Origin of the sequence: Megasphaera sp. An286 (genome assembly GCF_002163455.1) — a bacterium.
Classification (GTDB): Bacteria; Bacillota; Negativicutes; order Veillonellales; family Megasphaeraceae; genus Megasphaera; species Megasphaera stantonii.
The window spans coordinates 1-22,141 of record NZ_NFIY01000026.1 but is presented as its reverse complement, the minus strand read 5'-3'; the positions used below and the strand labels follow the sequence as shown (position 1 = coordinate 22,141).

At 50.6% G+C, this 22,141-nt stretch carries 17 protein-coding genes, 2 CRISPR repeat arrays and 1 riboswitch; of the genes, 4 read left to right on the top strand and 13 right to left on the bottom strand.

Translation table 11 applies throughout. The annotated features are described in order from the left end of the window. Together B5F80_RS10225 and B5F80_RS10220 are read right to left on the bottom strand one after the other, a co-directional pair. Positions 1-355 (bottom strand): acyl-CoA dehydrogenase family protein (locus B5F80_RS10225; RefSeq protein ID WP_204246396.1); only part of this gene is annotated, 355 nt, incomplete at its 3' end. A gap of 110 nt (positions 356-465) precedes the next feature. Continuing rightward, a complete protein-coding gene (locus tag B5F80_RS10220; RefSeq protein ID WP_087478730.1) occupies positions 466-1,248 on the bottom strand; it encodes a short-chain-enoyl-CoA hydratase in 783 nt (260 codons plus the stop codon). Between the two features lie 301 nt (positions 1,249-1,549). On the opposite strand from B5F80_RS10220, the gene B5F80_RS10215 reads away from it, so the two are divergent. Then, positions 1,550-3,013 carry a hypothetical protein gene (locus B5F80_RS10215; RefSeq protein WP_087478729.1) on the top strand — a complete coding sequence of 488 codons (1,464 nt, stop codon included), beginning with the start codon at positions 1,550-1,552 and terminating at the stop codon, positions 3,011-3,013. A 69-nt stretch (positions 3,014-3,082) separates the two neighbouring features. Here the strand turns inward: B5F80_RS10215 and B5F80_RS10210 are convergent, their stop codons facing one another. Both B5F80_RS10210 and B5F80_RS10205 read right to left on the bottom strand, forming a co-directional pair. After that, positions 3,083-4,093: a sirohydrochlorin cobaltochelatase gene (locus B5F80_RS10210; RefSeq protein WP_087478728.1), complete on the bottom strand. Its 1,011-nt coding sequence runs from the start codon at positions 4,091-4,093 to the stop codon at positions 3,083-3,085. 145 nt (positions 4,094-4,238) lie between these two features. Then, positions 4,239-4,419, bottom strand: a riboswitch (cobalamin riboswitch). Between the two features lie 43 nt (positions 4,420-4,462). Further along, positions 4,463-5,362, bottom strand: a complete 900-nt coding sequence (locus B5F80_RS10205; protein ID WP_087478727.1) for a PPK2 family polyphosphate kinase — start codon at positions 5,360-5,362, stop codon at positions 4,463-4,465. Positions 5,363-5,649: 287 nt separating this feature from the next. Here B5F80_RS10205 and B5F80_RS10200 point away from each other — a divergent pair, with 287 nt between their 5' ends. From B5F80_RS10200 to B5F80_RS10190, 3 genes are all read left to right on the top strand, one after another. Next, the gene (locus tag B5F80_RS10200) at positions 5,650-6,357 is read left to right on the top strand and encodes a GntR family transcriptional regulator (RefSeq protein ID WP_087478726.1); all 708 of its coding nucleotides are present in this window, start codon (positions 5,650-5,652) and stop codon (positions 6,355-6,357) included. Between the two features lie 285 nt (positions 6,358-6,642). Beyond that, positions 6,643-7,575 carry a bile acid:sodium symporter family protein gene (locus B5F80_RS10195; protein ID WP_087478725.1) on the top strand — a complete coding sequence of 311 codons (933 nt, stop codon included), beginning with the start codon at positions 6,643-6,645 and terminating at the stop codon, positions 7,573-7,575. Positions 7,576-7,633: 58 nt separating this feature from the next. Beyond that, the gene (locus B5F80_RS10190; protein ID WP_087478724.1) at positions 7,634-9,046 is read left to right on the top strand and encodes an FAD-binding oxidoreductase; all 1,413 of its coding nucleotides are present in this window, start codon (positions 7,634-7,636) and stop codon (positions 9,044-9,046) included. Positions 9,047-9,151: 105 nt separating this feature from the next. On the opposite strand, the gene B5F80_RS10185 is transcribed toward B5F80_RS10190, so the two are convergent. From B5F80_RS10185 to B5F80_RS11295, 9 genes are all read right to left on the bottom strand, one after another. Then, positions 9,152-10,084 carry an AEC family transporter gene (locus B5F80_RS10185; protein ID WP_087478723.1) on the bottom strand — a complete coding sequence of 311 codons (933 nt, stop codon included), beginning with the start codon at positions 10,082-10,084 and terminating at the stop codon, positions 9,152-9,154. 346 nt (positions 10,085-10,430) lie between these two features. Further along, on the bottom strand, positions 10,431-11,738 hold the full coding sequence (locus tag B5F80_RS10180; RefSeq protein ID WP_087478722.1) for an amidohydrolase: 1,308 nt from the start codon (positions 11,736-11,738) through the stop codon (positions 10,431-10,433). A gap of 33 nt (positions 11,739-11,771) precedes the next feature. Continuing rightward, the gene (locus B5F80_RS10175; protein WP_087478721.1) at positions 11,772-13,073 is read right to left on the bottom strand and encodes a DUF3100 domain-containing protein; all 1,302 of its coding nucleotides are present in this window, start codon (positions 13,071-13,073) and stop codon (positions 11,772-11,774) included. Between the two features lie 247 nt (positions 13,074-13,320). After that, positions 13,321-14,818: a CRISPR direct-repeat array (repeat unit 32 nt; unit sequence ATTTCAATCCACATCCTCACACGGAGGATGAC). 295 nt (positions 14,819-15,113) lie between these two features. Next, a complete protein-coding gene (locus B5F80_RS10170) occupies positions 15,114-16,328 on the bottom strand; it encodes an ATP-binding protein (protein ID WP_087478720.1) in 1,215 nt (404 codons plus the stop codon). Positions 16,329-16,506: 178 nt separating this feature from the next. Further along, a CRISPR array of direct repeats spans positions 16,507-18,799; the repeat unit is 32 nt; unit sequence ATTTCAATCCACACCCTCGCACTGAGGGTGAC. Positions 18,800-18,983: 184 nt separating this feature from the next. Continuing rightward, the gene (gene cas2 / locus B5F80_RS10165) at positions 18,984-19,274 is read right to left on the bottom strand and encodes a CRISPR-associated endonuclease Cas2 (RefSeq protein WP_087478719.1); all 291 of its coding nucleotides are present in this window, start codon (positions 19,272-19,274) and stop codon (positions 18,984-18,986) included. 23 nt (positions 19,275-19,297) lie between these two features. Further along, complete coding sequence (gene cas1c / locus B5F80_RS10160) at positions 19,298-20,329, bottom strand: type I-C CRISPR-associated endonuclease Cas1c (protein WP_087478718.1); 1,032 nt, start codon at positions 20,327-20,329, stop codon at positions 19,298-19,300. Continuing rightward, entirely contained in the window at positions 20,326-20,997 is a 672-nt protein-coding gene (gene cas4, locus B5F80_RS10155) for a CRISPR-associated protein Cas4 (protein WP_239386352.1), read from the bottom strand. The genes cas1c and cas4 overlap by 4 nt, the downstream gene beginning before the upstream one ends. Continuing rightward, positions 20,994-21,851 (bottom strand): type I-C CRISPR-associated protein Cas7/Csd2, encoded by an 858-nt coding sequence (gene cas7c / locus B5F80_RS10150; RefSeq protein ID WP_087478716.1) that lies wholly within the window; start codon positions 21,849-21,851, stop codon positions 20,994-20,996. The genes cas4 and cas7c overlap by 4 nt, the downstream gene beginning before the upstream one ends. Beyond that, a complete protein-coding gene (locus tag B5F80_RS11295; RefSeq protein ID WP_158099983.1) occupies positions 21,848-21,994 on the bottom strand; it encodes a hypothetical protein in 147 nt (48 codons plus the stop codon). Before B5F80_RS11295 ends, cas7c begins: the two co-directional genes overlap by 4 nt. Positions 21,995-22,141 lie beyond the last annotated feature (147 nt).

The window sequence follows — 22,141 nt, the reverse complement described above, 5'->3', positions numbered from 1 at the left end:
TCGTGCCTTCTGCCAGGGGTTTCAAATATTTTTCCTTCTGTTCTGCCGTGCCGAACTTCCAGATAGGCCAGGAGCAGAGCATGGTGTGAACTTCGAAGCTCAGGGCGATGGAGGGGTCAACTTTGGCAACTTCTTCGCAGGCAACGGCCAGGCTGAGGAAGTCGGCGCCAACGCCGCCATTTTCTTCTTCCCAGGGAATGCCGAGGAGCCCGAGGGTGCCCATTTCATCGAGGATAGCGCGGTCGAAGATTTCCTTTTCGTCGCGTTCTTTTACGGTCGGAGCCAAGCGTTTTGTAGCAAAATCTTTGGCGAGATTGGCAATGTCTTGCTGCATTTCTGTGAGTTTAAAATCCATGAGTAATATTCCTCCTAAAAATATTTCCTAATACATACTATAGGTTATTAAGAAAGGCGTCACGATACATGACGCCTTTTTTAACCGATGCAGGTCAGGCAGACAGTCTATTATTTGTCTGTGAAGTTTGCTTTGCGTTTTTCAACGAAAGCAGCCATGCCTTCCTTCTGGTCTTCCGTAGCAAAGCAGAGGCCGAATACTTCGTCTTCATAGGCGATACCGGTAATAACGTCGCAGTTGATGCCGCGGTTGATAGCTGCTTTAGCAAGCTGTACGGCGATTTTAGCGTTGGAAGCGATCTTCTTAGCCGTCTTTTTAGCTTCGTCCATGAGCTGTTCCTGAGGAACGACTTTGTTTACGAGGCCGATGCGGTATGCTTCCTGAGCGTCGATCATCTGAGCCGTGAAGATCAGTTCTTTGCCGTAGCCGCGGCCAACGACACGGGGAAGGCGCTGCGTGCCGCCGAAACCGGGAGTAATGCCGAGGCCGACTTCGGGCTGGCCGAATTTAGCGTTGTCGGAAGCATAGCGGAAATCGCAAGCGCAGGCGAGTTCGCAGCCGCCGCCGAGAGCGTAGCCGTTTACAGCGGCGATAACCGGCTGGGGAAGATTTTCAATACGAGTAAACGTATCCTGAGCGATCTTTCCGAAGTGACGGCCTTCTACGGCGTTCTTCGTGGACATTTCGACGATATCTGCGCCGGCTACGAAGGATTTAGCGCCGCCGCCGGTAACGATGAGGACTTTAACTTCCGCGTCGTTTTCGATTTTGCCGACGCAGTCATTCAGTTCCATAACCGTTTCTGTATTCAAGGCGTTGAGAGCCTTCGGACGATTAATCGTCAAGATACCGATGCCGTCTTCTTTTGTAAATTCAATGTTCTGATAAGCCATTTTGAATAAACCTCCTTGGGAGAAATAATAAATTGGCCGAGCAGCGTTTTGCTTCCGCTTGACTTTGTGCTTTAAGTATATAAACTTTCCCGACGAAATGAAACAGGACGGTTTGGCATAAATTCGCACGCATTTCCAGTCTATAACATTCCTTTGCCTTCTTTTTGACTTTTTTTCTTCCTTCGTGAAATCCTTTTGCCACCCCATATATGCTGTGCTATAATGATGATACATTATTCAGACGGGCATTGGCCATTTTTTGCATTTTTAGGCAAACGAACGAAAAAGGAGGGATTCCACGATGATTTCAGACGGCTACGCATCTACGTTAAAAAGGCTGATTACGTTTACGCAGGCGAAATTTATTTCCCTCGCCGACATCGTAGGCTACGACGTATCGTACGTCAACAAGTGGAGCAACGGCACAAAGTTGCCTTCGTCCCGGTATGTAGAACGCATCAACGAAGAAATGGGCAATTATTTTGCCGAATTAATCGTAAAACAGAAAAAAGAAGAAAAATTTTATAAAACCTTCCCCATTTCCTGCGAAGTCAAGGATTTGGGCTTTGAAATCAGTCAATATCTCTGCGCCGCCTACCGTTCGACACTGCACCAGAACCACGCGACAAAGGTAAAGGAAAACCGCCCGTCCATTCAGGTCATTACGGGCCATCACGACACGGCGGCCTTCCTGGCCGACTTGCTGCAGAAGGGCGTCCAGAACCTCGAAAACGACGGCGAGCTCCTCATCCTCGGCGAATTCTGCACCCTGTACCAGGCCGGTTTTTGGAAATACTTCGATTCGATTCAGCTGGACTCGGTGAAGCTGACTATCCGCGTGGGACTGGATATGGACAAGCTGGAGCAGAATCCCGAATACGTGCAGCATCTGTATAAGATGATCAACCGCTTCCTGGACTTCGATTTCGTCTTCTACGACTTCTGCGACATTCAAAACGCCAACCTCATCATCCTGCGCGGCGCCTTCGCCGTCCAGTACGCCATGTCCAATAACCCGCCCCGGTTCACCATGTGCACGTACATCTTCGACGAATCGACGGTTTGGGATATTTATGAAAAATTCAGCTTTACAGGCACGGAAAAGGAACCCCTCATTTCCGTCAGCAGCTCCCTCGGCATGGACGAAATGGGCTACCGCACGGCTTTCTACGCGGCGAACAGCTTTTTCTTCTTCCTGACGAACGGCTTCGAATTCCTCCTGCCTCACGAAGTCTTTGAAAGCATTATCCGCGAAGTATCGCCGGAGCAGGCCTTCTCGGTCCAGCGCCTCTGCGTCACGTGGGAAGAAATCGTCAACGCGGCGGAAATCGAATTCATCACGACGACGTCGTCCCTCATGCGGTACTTAGAAACGGGGTACATCTACCTGACCGACGTGGAATACTCCCTGACGGCGGAAGAACGGAAGGAACACATTCAGACCGTACTGGAAACGATGCAGATCAACCCGCACATCGTCATCGGCGTGCTGCCCTCCTTCGGCGGCGATTCGACGTACAAGGGGGAAAACGTGTCCTTCTACTCCAACTACAAGACGGGCTTCCTGAAAAAGAACAAGAAATACATCCACAATCAGGCCAGCCCCTTCTACCTCATCGTAAACCGCCGGCTCCACTCTATCTTCCTCAAGTATTTCCAGAGTTTAAAGGACCTGAACGTATACCATCAGTATACGCTGGAGCAGCTGAACCAAAAATACGACCAGTACAAGCCCCTCATCGAGCGGACCTTATCCTTGAAATAACGATATATACATGCAAATACGGCATTGGGATACAGACCCAATGCCGTATTTGCATATATAAATGAATCTTTATTTTGTATTTCTTTCCAGCACAGCCCAGGCTTCATTTGCCCGCTCCACGAACAACTGCCGGACGGCTTCGTTTTCGCCCAGACCGTGAATATACGGCGTGACGGCAAAGCCGGCTCTTTCCAAGATGCTCTTGTGGGAATCTTCCTCACTGCCGGCCATGTCGTTGTTGGCGTGGTCGCCGGCGACGACCATCATGGGCATGATAGTCACATGCTCGATTCCCTTAGCCTTCAGCATCGGAATGACCGTATCGAGGTGGGGCCAGCCTTCGACGGAATAGACGAAGACGTTCCCCAGGCCGGCCGCGTCAAAGCGGCTCTGCAGGACGGAATAATAGGCGTTGGCCGGATGGGGCGTGCCGTGGGCCATGACCAGGACAGCGTCGGTTTCGCCTAACGGCGGGAACTGCGTCGCCATGGCCTGTACGAACTCGGCCACGTCGTCGCGCTGGTTTTCCTGGCCCATCCAGTACAGGACGGGCGTGCCCAAGGTCATCTTTTTAAACTGACCCTTGTACATATCGAACAAGGCGGCGTTGTAATCGTACTCTATGCCGGGAATGACGTTGAGCGTCGTAACGGCGACGCGCGTATAGCCCTCGTTCTTCAGCTGTTCCAGAGCCTGCTCCGGCGTAGGAATACGCAGGCCTTCGTTCTGTTGAATGCGGTCGATAATGATGTGGGACGTAAAGGCCAAGACGACCTTCGTATCGGGATGGGCGGCCTGAATTTCCGCTACGGTCTTATCGATCGTCGCCGCCCTGTTTTCCGCGTACGTCGTGCCGAAGCTCAATACGAGGATAGCGTCTTTATTTTCCGCCTCCTTCATGGCCGGGTTGTCGTATGACCGGACGCCGATCTGCGCCGCCTGACGCAGGGCCGGCGTAGCGTTCTTTACCTCCCGATTCAGGGTATAGCCGGCCGAGCTGGCCGGAAGGGCGCCGACCGCGCCGATTGAAATGCCAAGTACTGCCATCGTCACAACCTTCTTCCATCGTTCCTTCTTCATACTATCACTCCTATGTCCGTTGATGATTACATACTGCCGTCACCACCCAACGCATAGGCATATATAAAATGCCGCACGAATCCCGTGCGGCATAGTCATAGCGTCATATACGCATTCAATCTCCATCCCCATCGCTCGCAGGTCTGTCGGTGATTATCAGTCAGGCAGTTCTTCTGGCTCGGATTCATCGCTCCGCTGCGCCTTCCCATGCCTATGGGGCACAGTGACATTATGCAGCATAGCTCATCCTTACAGCGGCGGGACCGCGCCGGCATTGCACCGGTCTTCTCTATTAAGTCTGCGACACCTGACCTGCAATATGTAATTTCATTTACTATAGCATGACATATATCCCTATGTCAAGGACTTTTATTTCATGCTTTCCTTGATGGATTTCAAGTCTTCAATGTCGATGTTTTTCAAAATCTTGCGGAACTGCTCCAGCTGGCTTTCTACCTCCGCCGACAGCTTGGGGAAATCGGGATTGATCTCCCGCAGCGATTTCAGGACAATCTGGGCCACGACGTACCGCGTATACCACTTGTTGTCCGCCGGCACGACGTACCACGGCGCGTAGTTCTTCGTCGTCGCCGAGATGACTTCGCTGTATACCTTCTGATAGCGGTTCCAGTACTGCCGTTCTTCGATATCGGACATGGAAAACTTCCAGTTCTTCTGCTTGGTCACGATGCGGTCGATGAGGCGCTTTTTCTGCTCGGCCTTCGACACGTGGAGAAAAATCTTGATGACCGGGAACCCATTTTCCGTCAGGTATTTTTCCCAGTCGCAAATCTGGCGGTACCGCTTCTTCCAGATGCCGTCGCTGATCAGCTCTTCCGGCAGGCCGTCGCTTTCAATCAAGTTGTGAATGCGTGCTATGACGACGTCCTCGTAGTGAGAGCGGTTGAATATGCCGATTTCGCCGCGGCTGGGCAGGGCCTTGTTGACGCGCCACATGTAGTCGTGTTCCTTTTCTTCCGTGCTGGGCTGCTTGAAGCTGTGAACGTGGACCGCCGCCGGGTTCAGGCGGGCGAACACGTGCTTGATCGTGCCGTCCTTGCCGGCCGCATCCATGGCCTGCAGCACGATCAAAATGCCGTACTGGCCTTCGGCAAACAGCTTTTCCTGCCACTGCTTCATTTCTTCAATGGCCTGGGGCATGAGCTCCGTCTTGACCTTTTCCTTATCTATGTCGACGTCGCAGACTGTAGAAAACTTGCTCAAATCAATTTTTTCGCCTTCCCTGGCTAAATATCTCTTGATGTCCATACTTAACCTGCCTTCCCCTCTCCCGAAGGAGCTATATCATTTATTTATATTGTACATCGTATCATGAATTTTATAAATAATAAAAAAACATATTTACCATTACAAATTCACATTAAAAATCTTCATCTATCCCGAAACTGCCGGCCATAAGCCGTCTGCCGCGCCGTGTCTCCCCGTCCGGGCCGGCGCGGCGCTCCTTGCAGATTTTGAAAGTCCCCGTCCCTACACATTGCCGGAAGTCCTGCTATAATAAAGCTGTACAATGGCTCTGGACAGGAGGTACCCGGATGGACAAGATGTCGATAGAATTACTCCAGCAACAAAACCCGTTCATGTCGCTGAACGACATTACCTACACGATTCTGCTTCAAGAAATCGTATGCTTCCGCATCCCTCCCGGCAGCTGGATTAACGAAAACGCCATTGCCAAGCAGCTGGGCATCAGCCGGTCGCCCATGAAATACGCCCTGAGCCGGTTGGAAAAGGAAGGCTACGTCAAAAAATCCCATAAGTACAGCGTGACGGGCTTTTCCATCAAAGAGTACACCGACTTAAAGGAGCTGTGCTTTCTCTTGGAATCGTACGCCGCCGGCCGGGCCGCCGTCGTCGCGACGGATAGGCAGTTGGAAGAACTGCGCGGCTTGGCCCGCCAAATGAACGACATATGCTGCCGCGTAGACGAAACGCCCCGGGACGTCCTGTCGCGGACGATCATGGATTTGGAATACCAATTCCACTTAAAGCTCGTCATGCTCGCCGATTCGCCTTTATTATCCGACCTGTACGAGCAAATCAAGTTCAAGCTGTTCCGCTACCGCAGCTATATGATTTACAATCCGCCCGAAGGGTATTACGACATCATCGAAACGGATCACCTGGTCATCTGCGACGTCCTAGCCCTGCACGACCGCCAGCTGGCCGAATCCATCCTGCGCCGTCACCTGAGCTTCTTCAACACCCACTTCCTTAAATTATTTCATATAAACAGTTTATAAATATCATATTTCAAAAGTCAAAAGCATTGTCTGTAATTAAATTTACGGCAATGCTTTTATTTTTTGTTTAACATTCCAGTCATTTTATGGCCTTAAGCTGAATAATTTCACCCTTTTCCCAGCCGTTTGTACAAATTTTGACACATTCGGAAGGATAGGATATTCTACAATTAACTAAAACGCATTTATAATATGCATTTAAAACATGTTATAAATGGAACGTGTTCGTTTTATCAAAGCCAATTACACAAAGCAGATTCTTTTACAAGCGGAGGTGTTTAGGTCATGGCTGGTTTATTAAAATTTGTTTCCTTTTTTACCAAATACGTCACGTTGTGGGTCATCCTCTGCGCCGTATTTGCCTATTTCTTTCCCGAGCCGCTGAAGCCTTACGGCAGCTGGATTTCCTATTTTTTAGGCATTATCATGCTCAGCATGGGCCTGTCCATGTCACCCAACGACTTTAAGCTCATCTTCTCCCGACCGAAGGACGTCATCATCGGCGTCGTCACCTTGTACGTCTTTATGCCCCTCGTCGGGCTCGGCATCGGCACCTTCCTCAACCTCTCGCCGATGCTCCTCGTCGGCTTCGTCCTCCTCGGCTGCTGTCCTACGGGTACGTCATCCAACGTCATGACCTTCCTGGCAAAGGGCGATAAGGCCTTGTCCGTCACCATTTCCAGCATCAGCACCATCGTCGCCCCCTTTATCATGCCCGTGCTGCTCCTGTTTTACGTAAAGCAGTACGTAGATATCGACGCCGTGGGGTTATTCATCAGCATCATTCAGATTATCATCATCCCTATCGTCTTAGGGCTTATTGTCAATAAGGTCTGCAAAAAACAGATGCCGGTCATTCAGAAGATCGTCCCCTTATTTACGGTACTGGCCCTGCTGGGCATCATCCTCGTCGTCGTAGCCCTGAACGTCGAACGGCTGCAGACCGTGGCCCTGATGGCCGCCGTCGCCATGATCCTCTACACCGTCATCGGCCTGATCGTCGGCTTTTCCGTATCCCGCCTCCTGCGCATGCCCCAGGCTAAGGGCAAGGCCATGACCTTCGTCATCGGCGTGCAGAACACGGCCTTAGCCGTAACGCTGGGCATTACGTACTTCGATCCCCTGGCCGCCATCCCCGGAGCCATCGGCGTCGTCTTTACGACGGTATTCTGTTCGTTTATCGCCTCTCTCTGGGGCAACCGGACTGTCGAAGAATAAGGCATTATCAGCATATCCTGTTTATTTTTAATCACTTGCAGAAGGAGCGTGTCATCGTATGTCAACATTCAACAAAGTAACGGACGAATTAGTACAGGAACTGAAAAGCGTATTAGGCGAAAAGGGCGTCACCGTCGACCCGGAAAAATTAGACGTCTACAAGACGGACGAAGAAGGGAACTCCTATTGGTTCCACACGCCGGAAGTCGTCGTCTTCCCCGAAACGACGGAACAAGTAGCGGAAGTCGTAAAGCTCGCCAATAAATACCTCGTACCGATTACGCCCCGCGCAGCTGGCTCCGGCGTCGCCTGCGGCGCTATCCCCGTCCACGGCGGCATGGTCATGGAACTGGACCGCATGGACAAAATCCTGAAAATTGATACGGACAACATGTACGCCGTCGTCCAGACCGGCGTCCGCACCAGCGTCATCCAAAAGACGGTCAACGAATACGGCCTGCTCTACGCCGGCGACCCCTGCAGCGCCGACAGCTGCCAGATCGGCGGCAACGTCGCGACCAACGCCGGCGGCAACAAGGCCGTCAAATACGGCACGACGCGCAACCAGATTTACGGCATGAAGGTCGTCACGCCGACAGGCGACATCGTCGACGTCGGCGCGCGCCTGCAGAAATGCTCCACAGGCTACTGCCTGGAACAGCTCATCTGCGGCTCCGAAGGCACCCTGGGCATCGTAACGGAAGTCACGCTGAAGCTCCGTCCCCTGCCGCCGTATAAATTCGACCTCGTCGCCATCTTCAAGGAAGATGAAAAGGGGTTCGCCCTGCCCAACAAGATCCTCAAGGCCGGCATCGAACCGACGAGCATCGAATACATGGACAACAAAGCCCTGTCCATGTGCAGCAAGTTCTGCAAGGTGTCCCTGCCCCACGTCGACGAAGGCTGCTGCTACGTCATCATTACGGTAGAAACGTTCGACGAAGACGAACTGGATAAGAAGATGGAAAAACTGAGCGATTTGTGCGACGCCATGGGCGCCGTCGACGTCATCCAGGCTGACGACCGCATCTGGGGATGCCGCCGTCAATTCGCCGAAGCGGCCCGCGACATCGACATCATGTTCGTCGCCGAAGACTTCGTCGTTCCTCTCGAACACATCGCCGAAATCACCTCCAAGATTCCGGGGCTGGAAGAAAAACACGGCATTTACAGCGTAACGTCGGCCCATATCGGCGACGGCAACATCCACGTCCTGCCGCTGAACGTCGACAAGCTGTCTCCTATCGAATGGATGGAAAAGATGGAAGGCTTCCATAAAGACCTGTTCGACGAAGTATACGCCTTAGGCGGCAAGATGTCCGGCGAACACGGCATCGGCTACAAGAAGCTCCACGACTTCAAGCGCTGCACGCCTCCCGGCGAATACAAGATGATCTGCGCTATCAAGAAGGCCCTCGACCCCAACAACATCCTCAACCCGTCGAAGATCATCAACGTCGACGACCAATAACTTCGCATTCTCTCCTATGATTCCCATATTCAACTAAATCACCTTAATGAACGAAAGGCCCGCCGTCTTCATGGACGGAGGGCCTTTCGCCGTGCTGGCAAGCCTTTATATCCATTTGTCAAATACGAATAAGAGAGCCGGCATCGTAAGGATAGACAATATCGTCGACAAGACGCACAGCTCGGCCGAATACACCGGGTCCTTGTCGTATAAGGCGGCCATAGACGTGACGATGGCCGCCGTCGGCGTAATAGACGCTAAAAAGATGGTCATGAGAATATTCTTCCCGTCGTCGATGAAGGACGCCGCACCCAACAAAGCCAGGACTCCGGCCAGGACAACGGGATATACGACGAGCCTCAGGCCTACGGGCAAGTAAACATGAAGCTTGCCGAAGATTTCCTTCAAATCGCAGTCGGCAATAGCCATGCCCGTAATGAGCATGCCGACGGGGCCGATCATGGAGCCGACGCTACTCAGGGTCTGGTCGATCAAAGGCGGCAGGGAAATATGCAGCAGAAAGAGGGCTGCGCCGAAGCATATGGCCAGGATATTGATGTTGCAGACAATGCTGCGGATATGGATTTCCCCTCGCCCGCACAGCAGGCAGGAGCCGTGGGTCCATAGCAATATCAGCTGGACTACGGCGTAGGCGCAGGGATAAATGAGGTAATCCGACCCCAGCAGCGCTGTGACCAGGGGAAAGACCAGTATGCCCGCATTGGTATAAATCAAGGCCATTTGCTCGACAGCCTTCAGGCTGAAGAGAGGGCGGAAGGCCGCCGTGAGGATGATGAACAAGGCGTGAACGGCGACGGCGGCGCCAAAGGCAAAGAGCAGCCCCCTGCGCACGGCCTCGCTCGGCTCTACCTGAAAGGAATGGATAATGACGCACGGCAAAATGAGATAGACCAGCAGGACGGACAAGGCCTTGCCGTCGGAGCTGCGCAGCTTGCCCGTCCGTATGAGGGCGAAGCCCATGAGCATGATGAGAAACAGCTTTACCGTTTCTTTCAATAATATCAGACTGATTTCCACTGAAACTTCCTTCTTTCTCCGTAGACGACGGGGCCTGAGGAACGAATATCCTATGCTATGGCGGCGTCGTTTGCGCTGTTCCATTATATGAACAGCTTTATTTTTTGTATAAGTTTATACAAATTTTCCTTTCTTATCAATGGAATCTGATAACTTTACCGTATCATTTTTATATATTCGATATGCTCATACCTTATATATCATGTATGTGCCAATACCTCTTTCCTGCATCAAAAAAAACAGGCCGCCTTGCCGCATACCTTCGTACTGCGGCTATGGCCGGCCTGTTTCGTCAGACAATTCCGTATATCGTTACGGCCCGATTGCTATTTATGAAAAAACGCCGTTATTTTATGGACGCCATGTATTCCAGATATTCTTCCTTCGTCATGAGGGGCTGGTAGCCGTCCAGCAGGTCTTCAATGCCCTGGGCGTCGCCGTAGAGCAAGTCGATGAGGACGCAGGCCAGTGCCTGAGGCGTCTTCGTGTACGCCGTCTTTTCTTCAAAGAGGGTAAAATCCACGCTGTGCAGCGCGCCGTGAACGCAGCCGACCCAGGGATGGATAATCGGCATGAGGTGCGACACGTCGCCCATATCAGTGCTGCCCGTATCCTGAGGCGTATAGCGGATGTGCTCTGCGCCGAAGATGGACTGGCAGTTTTCTTCCAGCAGCTTCGTCAGTTTTGTATCCTGACGCATGGGCAGGTAGCCCGGCAGATTCTGGATTTCACAGGTCGCGCCGACGGCCATCGCCCCGGCCTGCAGGGCCCTGTCGACGCTGGCGTTATATTCCTTAATGGCTTCGACAGAGGCGGCGCGGACATAGCTTTCCATCCGCACGTGATCGGGAACGACGTTTACCAAGTCGCCGCCGCTGGTGATGATGGGATGGAAGCGGACGTAATCTTCTTCACGGAAGGTTTCGCGCAGGGCGTTGACGCCCATGAGGCCCAGCATGGCCGCGTTCAGGGCGTTAATGCCGTCGTGCGGAGCCGCCGCGGCGTGCGCCGCTTTGCCGTGGTATTCGACAAGCTTGCTGATGAAGCCGTCGCAGGGGCTGCCGAGCTGGATTTCGCCCTGCGGGTCGTCCGTCGTCGTGACGTGCATCTGCATCGCCGCGTCGATATCGTCGAAGCCGCCTTGGTAAATAATTTCTTCCTTGCCGCCGAGGAAATGAATTTTTCCCTTATTCCGCAGGGAATTCCTGTATTCGATTTCAATGCATTCTTCAGCAGGCACGGCGAATAAAACGACGTCGCCGCCCAAATATTTCATGGCGTCCGTATCGTGCAGGGCCATGGCGACGGCCATCAGGTTGGCCATCTGTACGTAGTGGCCGCAGCAGTGCGCCGCTCCCGTCGTTTCGTCGGCGCCGGGATGATTGCGGCAGACCAGGGCGTCCAGCTCGCCGAAGACGGCGACGGTACGATCCGATTTCGTCCCCTTCATGCGGCCTTTTACGCCGTTGATGCCCCAGCCGTCCGTATAGGAAATGCCCAATTTGTCGAAGGCTTCCTTTACCTTGGCCGACGTCTTATATTCCTTATACCCCAATTCCGGTTCGGCGAAGATAGATTCGCCGAAGGCCTTTATGTCGTCGAAGCGCTTTTCAATGGCTTCGCACACTGCTTTCTTTAATTCTTCTTTTGTCATTTATACACACCTTTTTTCATAAGATTTGCTTGCTTAGAATATGCCTTCCAGATGAAGGACGATTTCCGCCATAATCGTCGCGCCGAGGAACGAGCCGGTCGCGACCATAAGCGCTACGGGAACGATACGCCAGGACAGGCGCTTAAAGGCCGGAATATCCTTGCCCAGCGACAAGCCGGCATAGGCCAGGATCGGCGTCGTCGCAGCCAGTACGCTGAACTTGCCCGTCGTCTGGGTAATCCAGGCTTCGCCGGGGAATCCGGGAATCGACACGATGACGGCGATGATAGAGGCCCAGAACACGATAGGCAGCTTATTCAGGCCGGGAACATGGGCCAGCAGCACGCCGATGAGGGACAGGACGACAAAGACGATAGAGCTGATAGCCGAATCGGCAAGAGTGCCGCCGAAGCCGACGCAGTTGCCGACGGTGCAGAAAATACCAGTTAATACTAAAATGATGATCGTGTCGCGCATCATGTCGCCAAAGCTCTGCTTTTCCGCAGCCTTGGGAACGGCGTCGGCGACGACGTTTTCTTCCTGAACCGCTTCGACAGGAGCATTTTTAGACCGTTTATCGCCCGTAACCAGCTCGTATACCTTAACCGTAACGGGCAGGGAAATGAACAGGGCGAAGTAAATGCCCAAAATGGTCGTCATGAGGTTTGCCGCGCCGGCATAGGCCTGGATGCGCTGCGCTTCTTCCGGGAATACGGCGACCAGAGAGCCGATAGACGCGGCCATCATGCTGGCGCTGCCGATGCCGCCGCCCATCGCCAGGGCATAGGGATGGAAAAATCCCGTCCGGGCGATAATGCCGCTCAGAATAGAAATCCACAGCGCGCCGAACAAGGTGCCGCAGATGTACATGCCCATAACGCCGCGGCCTTCAGGAGAAAAGATACCGTATTTTTCAGCAATAATCGCTACGTTCGGTTCGCGGTCAATAGAATAGCAGGCGCCGATAGCTTCGCGGCCCATCTTTAAGGCCAGGGCCATGGGAAGACCGAAGACAATCGTGCCGAAGAAGTGACCTAATTCCTGCATGATCAATGCCCAGCCGGAATTCAGCAGCATGTGCAGGTTCGGCCCGATGCCGAGACCGATCTTTACGATCAGCACCAGCATGGCAATCGGCATGACCTTGCCGGCTACATCCATCATTTTTTCATTCATGACTCCAAGAGACGGATAACTGAGGATGCCGCCCATTACCAGTGCATACAGCAGCGGTAAAAATACGACGAGACCGAAAGAATGAACGCCTATCAGTTCAGCAATAATGATGATAATGAACGCAAATAGGTGCACCTTCCAATTCCTAAGCAATTCCATAAAAAATCCCTCCTATAAATACATTTGTATGATTTTAATAATACCATACTTTCTCTTATTACCATAGGCTTTTTTTGTATTTATACAGGAAATATTTTCCTGACCCAATAGTATATATGCCCTTATTACATAATAAGTATATAAGGGCATATTATAGCCGCAGTCATGGTACATACAAAAAATACAGGAACAGTCTTCGCACGGAGGGCGACACGTCGAAAACGGATATTGCTACTGCAGTTAGCTGATTTCAATCCACACCCTCACGTGGAGGGTGACCGGTGCAGCGATTTTTGCATCGACGACCTCATGAAATTTCAATCCACACCCTCACGCAGAGGGTGACGCCGGCGCCTCGTTTGAGAGCATGCATATGGCGCAATTTCAATCCACATCCTCACACGGAGGATGACCTGATATGTGTTGCAAAAGACTTCAATTACAAGAGCATTTCAATCCACATCCTCACACGGAGGATGACGTATGCGAGATTGGACGACTGGCAGCGCCAGGCCGTATTTCAATCCACATCCTCACACGGAGGATGACTTACTCCAAGTATTAAGACGGTCACGATCACGTTGATTTCAATCCACATCCTCACACGGAGGATGACTGGCGATATTGTCGTCGCGGCTACAGACGAGGGCATTTCAATCCACATCCTCACACGGAGGATGACGGTTCCGGGGAACAATACCTGCGTAGTCCTGATTATTTCAATCCACATCCTCACACGGAGGATGACCCGACAAAGATTATCAAGGCAAGCAGGGGGTGAGATTTCAATCCACATCCTCACACGGAGGATGACATGAACCAGCAAAGAACACAACAGGCCTCATCCCATTTCAATCCACATCCTCACACGGAGGATGACGCAAAAATGCGTAATCAGCCATTGCTGCATGGGCTATTTCAATCCACATCCTCACACGGAGGATGACATGAAAATATTATATGTGTCCCATCCTTTTACTGGATTTCAATCCACATCCTCACACGGAGGATGACCGCTTTAATTTGCGGTTATATTTCAAGGTCGTAATATTTCAATCCACATCCTCACACGGAGGATGACTACTGGGATTCCGGCAACAACTGAGCCGAGAATAGATTTCAATCCACATCCTCACACGGAGGATGACGAAGCGGCCCGCCTTTTTCGCCGGTATGGATATAGATTTCAATCCACATCCTCACACGGAGGATGACGTCTTCCGCACCGACGCTATGTTGCACAGCTTAGGATTTCAATCCACATCCTCACACGGAGGATGACGCCAGTGCCGCTTTCTTCATCTCCCGGCTGTTACATTTCAATCCACATCCTCACACGGAGGATGACTGGAGCAAAAAATGCAGGAATTTGAAGCCATGTTATTTCAATCCACATCCTCACACGGAGGATGACTTTGTTTGACGACCTGAACCGTCGCGCCTTAGACATTTCAATCCACATCCTCACACGGAGGATGACGCGACAAGCTGCTGTGCTGCATCCTGCACGACAGATTTCAATCCACATCCTCACACGGAGGATGACGGCAGGGGCAATCATCTGTAAACATTGGATTGTCCATTTCAATCCACATCCTCACACGGAGGATGACCACCATCGAGACAAAATCTGAAAATACGCTGTCATTTCAATCCACATCCTCACACGGAGGATGACCTTCTATGCTCTCGTCGCGCTGATTCGGCCCCGGCATTTCAATCCACATCCTCACACGGAGGATGACTGCTGCATTTGGTATATCTTATTCCGAAATACAGCATATATAGAACTTGATGCAACTTTATCCAGATGATTTGCTGAAAATCGCTGTCTATTTTGACAACATATTACTTGTTTGAGTGCGAATCTCTCCACGATATATCCGATACTTGCAATTCGCACTTACCCATGTATTAAAGTATATAATCGTATTCACTAACTGAATTATGCGATTTTCCGAGGATTGTTTCCGATACCATATCCCTAAGGGAACATAAAAGGGAAAATCTAATCCAGTAAACAGATAGCTCGGACAACGTCTATCTCCACTCTTTTTCCAGCAGGAAATCGCGAATATTTCGATGCTTGATGCCGTCCCGGCTCATGTCAAACTCATCCAGCGTAAGAACGTACTTAGGGTAATTGTCCCGAACTCGCTCATAAACGCCAAATTCTCGTTGAATCGTTTCCTCTGACGCCAACAAGTAGGCGACCTGGATATACAGCCGATTACCTTGCGATTCACAGATAAAATCAATTTCTTTATCGCCAACTTTACCTACGGTTACAACATACCCGCGGCGCAGCAGCTCCAAATAGACAATATTTTCCAATACCAAATTAATATCTCGCTGATTGCCGCCAAACACGGCCTCCCGCACACCATGGTCGGCCACATAGTATTTCTCGTTCACCGTAAGAATTTTCTTCCCCCGGAGATCCTGCCGCTTCACTTGATAGAACAAAAAGGCGTCAGTACAGGCTTTCAAATATCCTAAAACCGTTTCCGGCGATACGGACCGCCCTTCGCTCTTCAAATACTTAGAAATAGCTGTAGATGAAAAGGTAGTGCCGATGTTGGCCGTCACATAGGCAATAATCCTCTCCAGCATATCTACGTCGCGAACTTTATTGCGTTGAACAATATCTTTAAGCTCTACAGAGTTAAACAAATCCTGCAAGTACTGACGGCAAGCAGTTTCTTCATATCGCAGGTTGGCTAAATACGGCATTCCTCCAGCAGTGAGATAACGATTGAAACACGTCCTGACATCTGCTTCCGGGAAAATAGTACGGTACAGCTGAATGAATTCATCAAACGAAAAGGGATAGATGACGAACTCCACATAGCGCCCGGCTAAATATGTAGCCAGCTCGCCGGAAAGCAGCTTGGCATTAGAGCCTGTAATATAAATATCGCAGTCCAACTCCACTCGGAAGGAATTGATACATGTTTCCCAATCCTGTACCTCTTGGATTTCATCAAAAAAGAGATACACCTTTCCTGAAATCTGCGCCGCCCTGCAGATGATTTCATCATGAAGGGCCTGAGCAGTACAAAGACTGGCATTGCTCATATTTTCAAAGTTAATAGATATAAACTGAGAAGGATCTACACCAGACGCCATTATCTCCTCCTGAATCAGTTCCAGCATAACAGACTTTCCACAGCGCCGAATACCCGTTAGTACTTTGACCAAATCGTTTCCGATAAACGGCCGAATACGGCTCATGTACGCTTCCCGCTTAATCATGTCTTTTCCCTCCCCTCCAGCAATAAAATCATAATAACACAGATATATCTGATATTCAATTAATTTATATCAATTTTGACAGTTATACTGGAAAATGTTAGCCCCATAAAAGATAGCAGATAACAGAAATTACGATTTTTTTATTACCGTAATTTTATCAAAAAAATATAATATGAAGTTTTCAATCCACATCCTCACGCAGAGGGTGACAGAATTGGCATAAGCCGCGGCACGCTATACGAGTGATTTCAATCCACACCCTCACGCAGAGGGTGACTCCCAAGCTACTTCCATAACTGTGGGTCCGAAAAAATTTCAATCCACACCCTCGCACTGAGGGTGACGGGGACAATAAGCGGGGTATTTTCAAAAGTTGCAATTTCAATCCACACCCTCGCACTGAGGGTGACCGCTGACGGGCATCAGGGTATTGCCCAAATCGCCATTTCAATCCACACCCTCGCACTGAGGGTGACAACGCAAATACCTTCGTTGTCTCTAGCGTCTCGTTATTTCAATCCACACCCTCGCACTGAGGGTGACGAACTGGGTAGAGTCACGGCTCGGCCGGGAGGTAATTTCAATCCACACCCTCGCACTGAGGGTGACATGGCTGCATCATCGAACCTATTTTGCTGATGCAATTTCAATCCACACCCTCGCACTGAGGGTGACGGACGCAGAAGATGCGGAGTGCAGCCGAGCGAGTTATTTCAATCCACACCCTCGCACTGAGGGTGACCGTATCTTTCTTTTTTTCTCGTAACCACGCAGCAGATTTCAATCCACACCCTCGCACTGAGGGTGACCGGCCGCCAACAAGGACAACAGGTGTTAAATCTGGATTTCAATCCACACCCTCGCACTGAGGGTGACGTGAGGAATAATGAAGAAGATGATGACAACATTATGATTTCAATCCACACCCTCGCACTGAGGGTGACACATCCTTTCCCACACGCTTGACCAGCTCGGCGAGATTTCAATCCACACCCTCGCACTGAGGGTGACACGTGTTGACCCGAAAAACTCACCTGCTCCGTGTAATTTCAATCCACACCCTCGCACTGAGGGTGACGCAAGTCTGTTCGGAAACATACATCGCTGGATGATATTTCAATCCACACCCTCGCACTGAGGGTGACGGCACCGACGATGGCTTGAAGTATGACAAGCAGGATTTCAATCCACACCCTCGCACTGAGGGTGACGGTTCCGATGTGCAATGGAGCGGCAGCAAATTCACATTTCAATCCACACCCTCGCACTGAGGGTGACTATACATTATGGTGGTGGGGGCTGCTGCGGATGCGATTTCAATCCACACCCTCGCACTGAGGGTGACTGTACTGCCTGGCTGGCGGCCTGCAGTGTATGGACATTTCAATCCACACCCTCGCACTGAGGGTGACGTATTGTAAAAGAGAGGTGACAGCACATGAATAAATTTCAATCCACACCCTCGCACTGAGGGTGACTTCTTCATAGCAAACGAAGGCTTATCTGTAATAATTTCAATCCACACCCTCGCACTGAGGGTGACCCGGGCGCGGCTGCTTATCAAGCTACGATCGCAGATTTCAATCCACACCCTCGCACTGAGGGTGACCATCGCGGCCATTGACGACTATCTCGCGGCCAAAATTTCAATCCACACCCTCGCACTGAGGGTGACCGTCGTTATTAAGCAAGATACAGACAGCGAAGAAATTTCAATCCACACCCTCGCACTGAGGGTGACATCTTCTGTCCGAGGTACTTCCCTATTTTGCTCGATTTCAATCCACACCCTCGCACTGAGGGTGACTTTCAGCTTCCTCAGCTTTTCTTGATGCAAAAAGATTTCAATCCACACCCTCGCACTGAGGGTGACATACAAAGAGCTGATACACTATGCCGGATATTTGATTTCAATCCACACCCTCGCACTGAGGGTGACGCGCATCCTGAGGATGTTTTTGACAATCTAATTTGATTTCAATCCACACCCTCGCACTGAGGGTGACGGATTATCTATATCACTTGCCAAAGCGACGAATTATTTCAATCCACACCCTCGCACTGAGGGTGACTTTATATAAACGAGCGTTTGAAATGTTTGTAGACATTTCAATCCACACCCTCGCACTGAGGGTGACTCGTACAGCGCAATGCGGAGAGAGTCACGGCAGAGATTTCAATCCACACCCTCGCACTGAGGGTGACAGACAGATTCTATGTCCATATCATCAACAGGGATATTTCAATCCACACCCTCGCACTGAGGGTGACACCGTGTGCCAGCTCATGTCTGGGGAAACATGGAAATTTCAATCCACACCCTCGCACTGAGGGTGACACACACCATACAATATTAATACAAGCATGATGAGAATTTCAATCCACACCCTCGCACTGAGGGTGACTGCAGCCCAGTGCGCCCGTCATGGGGAGCGAACAATTTCAATCCACACCCTCGCACTGAGGGTGACAGCTACATTTGGTATCTCTTACTCCGAAACGTAGCATATATAGAATCCTATACAACTCTATTCAGCTGATTTGCTGAAAATCGCTGTCTATTTCGACAAACTATTGCTCTTTTGAGTGCGAATCTCCCTGGTATATATCCGATGCTTATGATTCGCACAGCCTATTTCCATTGCCGGAAAGCCGCTACAGAATCAACGGGCCTTCTAAGTCATATCCTTTGTCGACGCCAATGGATTCTACGGTCTTTTTATAGTGTTTCCCGAGGCGATAGAAACGCAAATTATCGACAGATTCGTCAATCACCTCATGTAATTGGTGTTTCAGCTGCAAATATTGTCCTTCGTCTACTTCGCATTCAAATACAGAGTTTTGAACGCGCTGCCCATAGTTTAAACATATCTTAGCAGCCGTCCGCAGGCGGCGTTTTCCTGCCGCTGAATTCGTACTGATATCGTACGAAACTAGAATATACATTTCGTCTGCCACCTCAATTCCTGTTATTTCCAAAGAAAGGGCGGATAGGCGTCCAAATCGTTCCGCAAAAACCGGGCTAATAACGACGCCTGCAGGAACGGAACTAATCCCCAGGAAATCTTTTCCTTTATATAGGGATGAGTCAATTCTTCTTTTTTTCGTTCCTGCCATTTGGCAATCACTTTCTTGCGCCCCGATTCGTTTAACATGACCGCCCCGTTGCTCTCGGCGTCGAAGTCCCCAGCATCGACGACCTTTTTATTGATCAGGGACAGGACAAAGCGGTCCGCAATGGGAGCCCGCAATTCTTCCATCACATCCAGAGCCAGCGAAACGCGGCCCGGTCGGTCGACGTGCATAAATCCAGCATAAGCATCCAGGCCAACCGTCTCCAACGCACTGGCTACGTCGTTGGCCAATACGGCATACATAAAGGACAAAAGGGCATTGACGCGGTTCAATGGCGGCCGGCGCGAGCGTATGCCAAAGGTAAAATCGTCTTTCTGATTTAAAATCATGTCGTCAAAACAGGAAAAATACAAAGCCTGCGCGCTGCCTTCAAAGCCTCTCAGCGTATCCAAAGCAGACGCGCCCCGAACCTTTTCCAGCATATCCGTCAGCTGCTGGGAACAATCTTGCAGACGCCTGCCGTCCAGCCGGTGCTCATACTGCCGAATATATCGTTCCATAACCCATTTTTCGTTATATACTTTAGCCGCAATGATGTTGCGGACAATATCCAATGATTGGGCCGGATCATCGGCTACGCGGTACTGCGTCCGCCGCAGCAGGATATTTCCCTTGCTGCTTCCCTGAATCCGAGCCATAAGGCGTCCCTGCGGCGACATGTAGGCAATGCCGATTCCATACTCCATGCATCGTTCCATAAGCTGCGGGCTCATCCCCAAATACGTAAACAGTACGATGTCCTGCAAATTATGGAGGGGATAGCGGGCTAATGTCTTCTGCTGTTCCCGGACGACTATATTCGCTCCCTGCGTCGCTAAATACACGTCGGGCTTCGTGATGTACAATGTATTTAGTAGCTTTCTCATTCTCCCAACATCCTCTCTACGTACGATCGGGCCGATTCTAATTTCTGCAGTCCCGGAAGGCAGATATCCTGCAGCGAACAAGCCCGGCACTTTGCGCTTTTCCGCACCTTCGGCGTATAGCCCTGCCGGTAGTACTTATTCATTTCGGCAGCCATATTCCTGACCGTTGCCCGCAGCTCGTCCGTAAATTCGACTTTCTCCCGCCGGCGCGTTTCAAAGTAAAATACCGCACCTTGGGAGACGCGGACTTCCATCATTTCTTCCAGGCACATAGCCTGAGCCGTAAGCTGCAGTATGTCGCTTTCTATCGTCTTCGGCTTCCCGCGCTTGTATTCCACGGGGTATACGATAAAGCGGGCATCGTATTTGCTGAAGTAAGCTCCGCCCTCGTCTTCTATCAGTTCTACAGCGTCGCACACGCCTTGTATTCCCAACTCGTGAGATACGACAGGCAAGGAGCGCAGCACGCGCTTCTTGCCCATCTTTTCATCGCTCAGCCCTTCATCTACCAATGTATGCTTAATCGCTCCGTCGACGGTAAAGTAGTTTTCCGCCCATTGCTGCTCAATGTGGATGAGGGCCCATTGCCGGCGGCAGAAAGAAAAATGCTGCAGGCCGGCAAGCTGCAAATATTCAGTTTCGTTTCGTTGTCCTACGTTTTTCATCATATACCGTCTTCAATTTCTAATGTCAGACCCTTTTGCCGATACAGGTTGAACCGGTCTTCATCTACAGACACGGCGTAATCAGAGAAATCATGGACTTTTTCATCGGCCGGAGCCTGCGCCTGCACGAGTTGATGAATCTTCGCCGACGAGGCAATCCCTAAGGCATTGGGATGAACAAACCAATACAATTTCTCTACGGTCATGCTGCCTTCGGGACGAGCTGACGACATATCATTTTCAAACAAGGACAACAGAGCCTGCCGAATCAGCTGGGCGTCCTCGTCGGAAAAGCCTGTCCGCTGCGCAAAATAACAGTTCATGCTTCCTGTAATCTTATATACGCCGAAATCCACAAAATGCTTCGTTCCCATCGTATCGGCCGACCGCTTTCCATTTTCCGAAGCCTTACCGTTTGTGCTTCTCGTAATCTGCATGGTAATCACATCGACAGGCGACAGGCTTTTGCCCAGGCTGACCGACACGGGACCCCGGATACCCAACGACTGATTTTTTTGGAAGGTCATGACCTGGCCGAAGCTCCGCACATCGATCCACCGTTGGCATGCCGCCGCGGCGACTTCTTCATCGCCCTGCTTTGATGTAAAATGAGCCTTATACCGTTCTTCTAATGACTTGCAGGTATCATCTATCCGGTCGTTGGCCTGTACGAAAATTTCATGTCCCATGTCCTGCAGCCTGTTGCGTATTTTTCGCTTGATGCAGACATCGGATATTTCCCCATAGCCTTCATAATCGGTACGAGGCATGTTTCCCAATAAGGGATCACCGTTAGGATTTGCCTGCCGTACCGATACAAACAACACAAAATCTATTTTCTTCGTCAAGCTGCTCATACCGCCGTTCCTCCTTCTTGCCGCCGCGCGTCGGCCCCTTCGTCTTTTTTCTTATAAAATTGCTGCTGCTGATAATAATAGCCTAATATGAAATCAGAATTGGCCGTCTTCTCATGATGCTGCCCGTCCCCTTCATATTCCATAATTTCAGTATACAGCTCAGCCAATATCTTCTCAAAATAGGGTTAATTGTAAAATGAATTTGAACAGGTAATCAAAAAAACAAAAATCCATAGTGAAGCTTCATGTTAAAATGGTTTTGCGAGAAATCATCAACAAAGGAGCAATCA

Excerpts from the sequence above, each read along its gene's own strand:
- B5F80_RS10210 (WP_087478728.1), bottom strand. The coding sequence starts at position 4,093 with ATGAAGAAGGAACGATGGAAGAAGGTTGTGACGATGGCAGTACTTGGC.
- B5F80_RS10180 (WP_087478722.1), bottom strand. The coding sequence starts at position 11,738 with ATGACAAAAGAAGAATTAAAGAAAGCAGTGTGCGAAGCCATTGAAAAG.
- B5F80_RS10215 (WP_087478729.1), top strand. The coding sequence starts at position 1,550 with ATGATTTCAGACGGCTACGCATCTACGTTAAAAAGGCTGATTACGTTT.
- cas2 (WP_087478719.1), bottom strand. The coding sequence starts at position 19,274 with ATGTATATTCTAGTTTCGTACGATATCAGTACGAATTCAGCGGCAGGA.
- B5F80_RS10220 (WP_087478730.1), bottom strand. The coding sequence starts at position 1,248 with ATGGCTTATCAGAACATTGAATTTACAAAAGAAGACGGCATCGGTATC.
- B5F80_RS10175 (WP_087478721.1), bottom strand. The coding sequence starts at position 13,073 with ATGGAATTGCTTAGGAATTGGAAGGTGCACCTATTTGCGTTCATTATC.
- B5F80_RS10200 (WP_087478726.1), top strand. The coding sequence starts at position 5,650 with ATGGACAAGATGTCGATAGAATTACTCCAGCAACAAAACCCGTTCATG.
- cas4 (WP_239386352.1), bottom strand. The coding sequence starts at position 20,997 with ATGATGAAAAACGTAGGACAACGAAACGAAACTGAATATTTGCAGCTT.
- cas7c (WP_087478716.1), bottom strand. The coding sequence starts at position 21,851 with ATGAGCAGCTTGACGAAGAAAATAGATTTTGTGTTGTTTGTATCGGTA.
- B5F80_RS10195 (WP_087478725.1), top strand. The coding sequence starts at position 6,643 with ATGGCTGGTTTATTAAAATTTGTTTCCTTTTTTACCAAATACGTCACG.
- B5F80_RS10205 (WP_087478727.1), bottom strand. The coding sequence starts at position 5,362 with ATGGACATCAAGAGATATTTAGCCAGGGAAGGCGAAAAAATTGATTTG.
- B5F80_RS10170 (WP_087478720.1), bottom strand. The coding sequence starts at position 16,328 with ATGATTAAGCGGGAAGCGTACATGAGCCGTATTCGGCCGTTTATCGGA.
- cas1c (WP_087478718.1), bottom strand. The coding sequence starts at position 20,329 with ATGAGAAAGCTACTAAATACATTGTACATCACGAAGCCCGACGTGTAT.
- B5F80_RS11295 (WP_158099983.1), bottom strand. The coding sequence starts at position 21,994 with ATGGAATATGAAGGGGACGGGCAGCATCATGAGAAGACGGCCAATTCT.
- B5F80_RS10190 (WP_087478724.1), top strand. The coding sequence starts at position 7,634 with ATGTCAACATTCAACAAAGTAACGGACGAATTAGTACAGGAACTGAAA.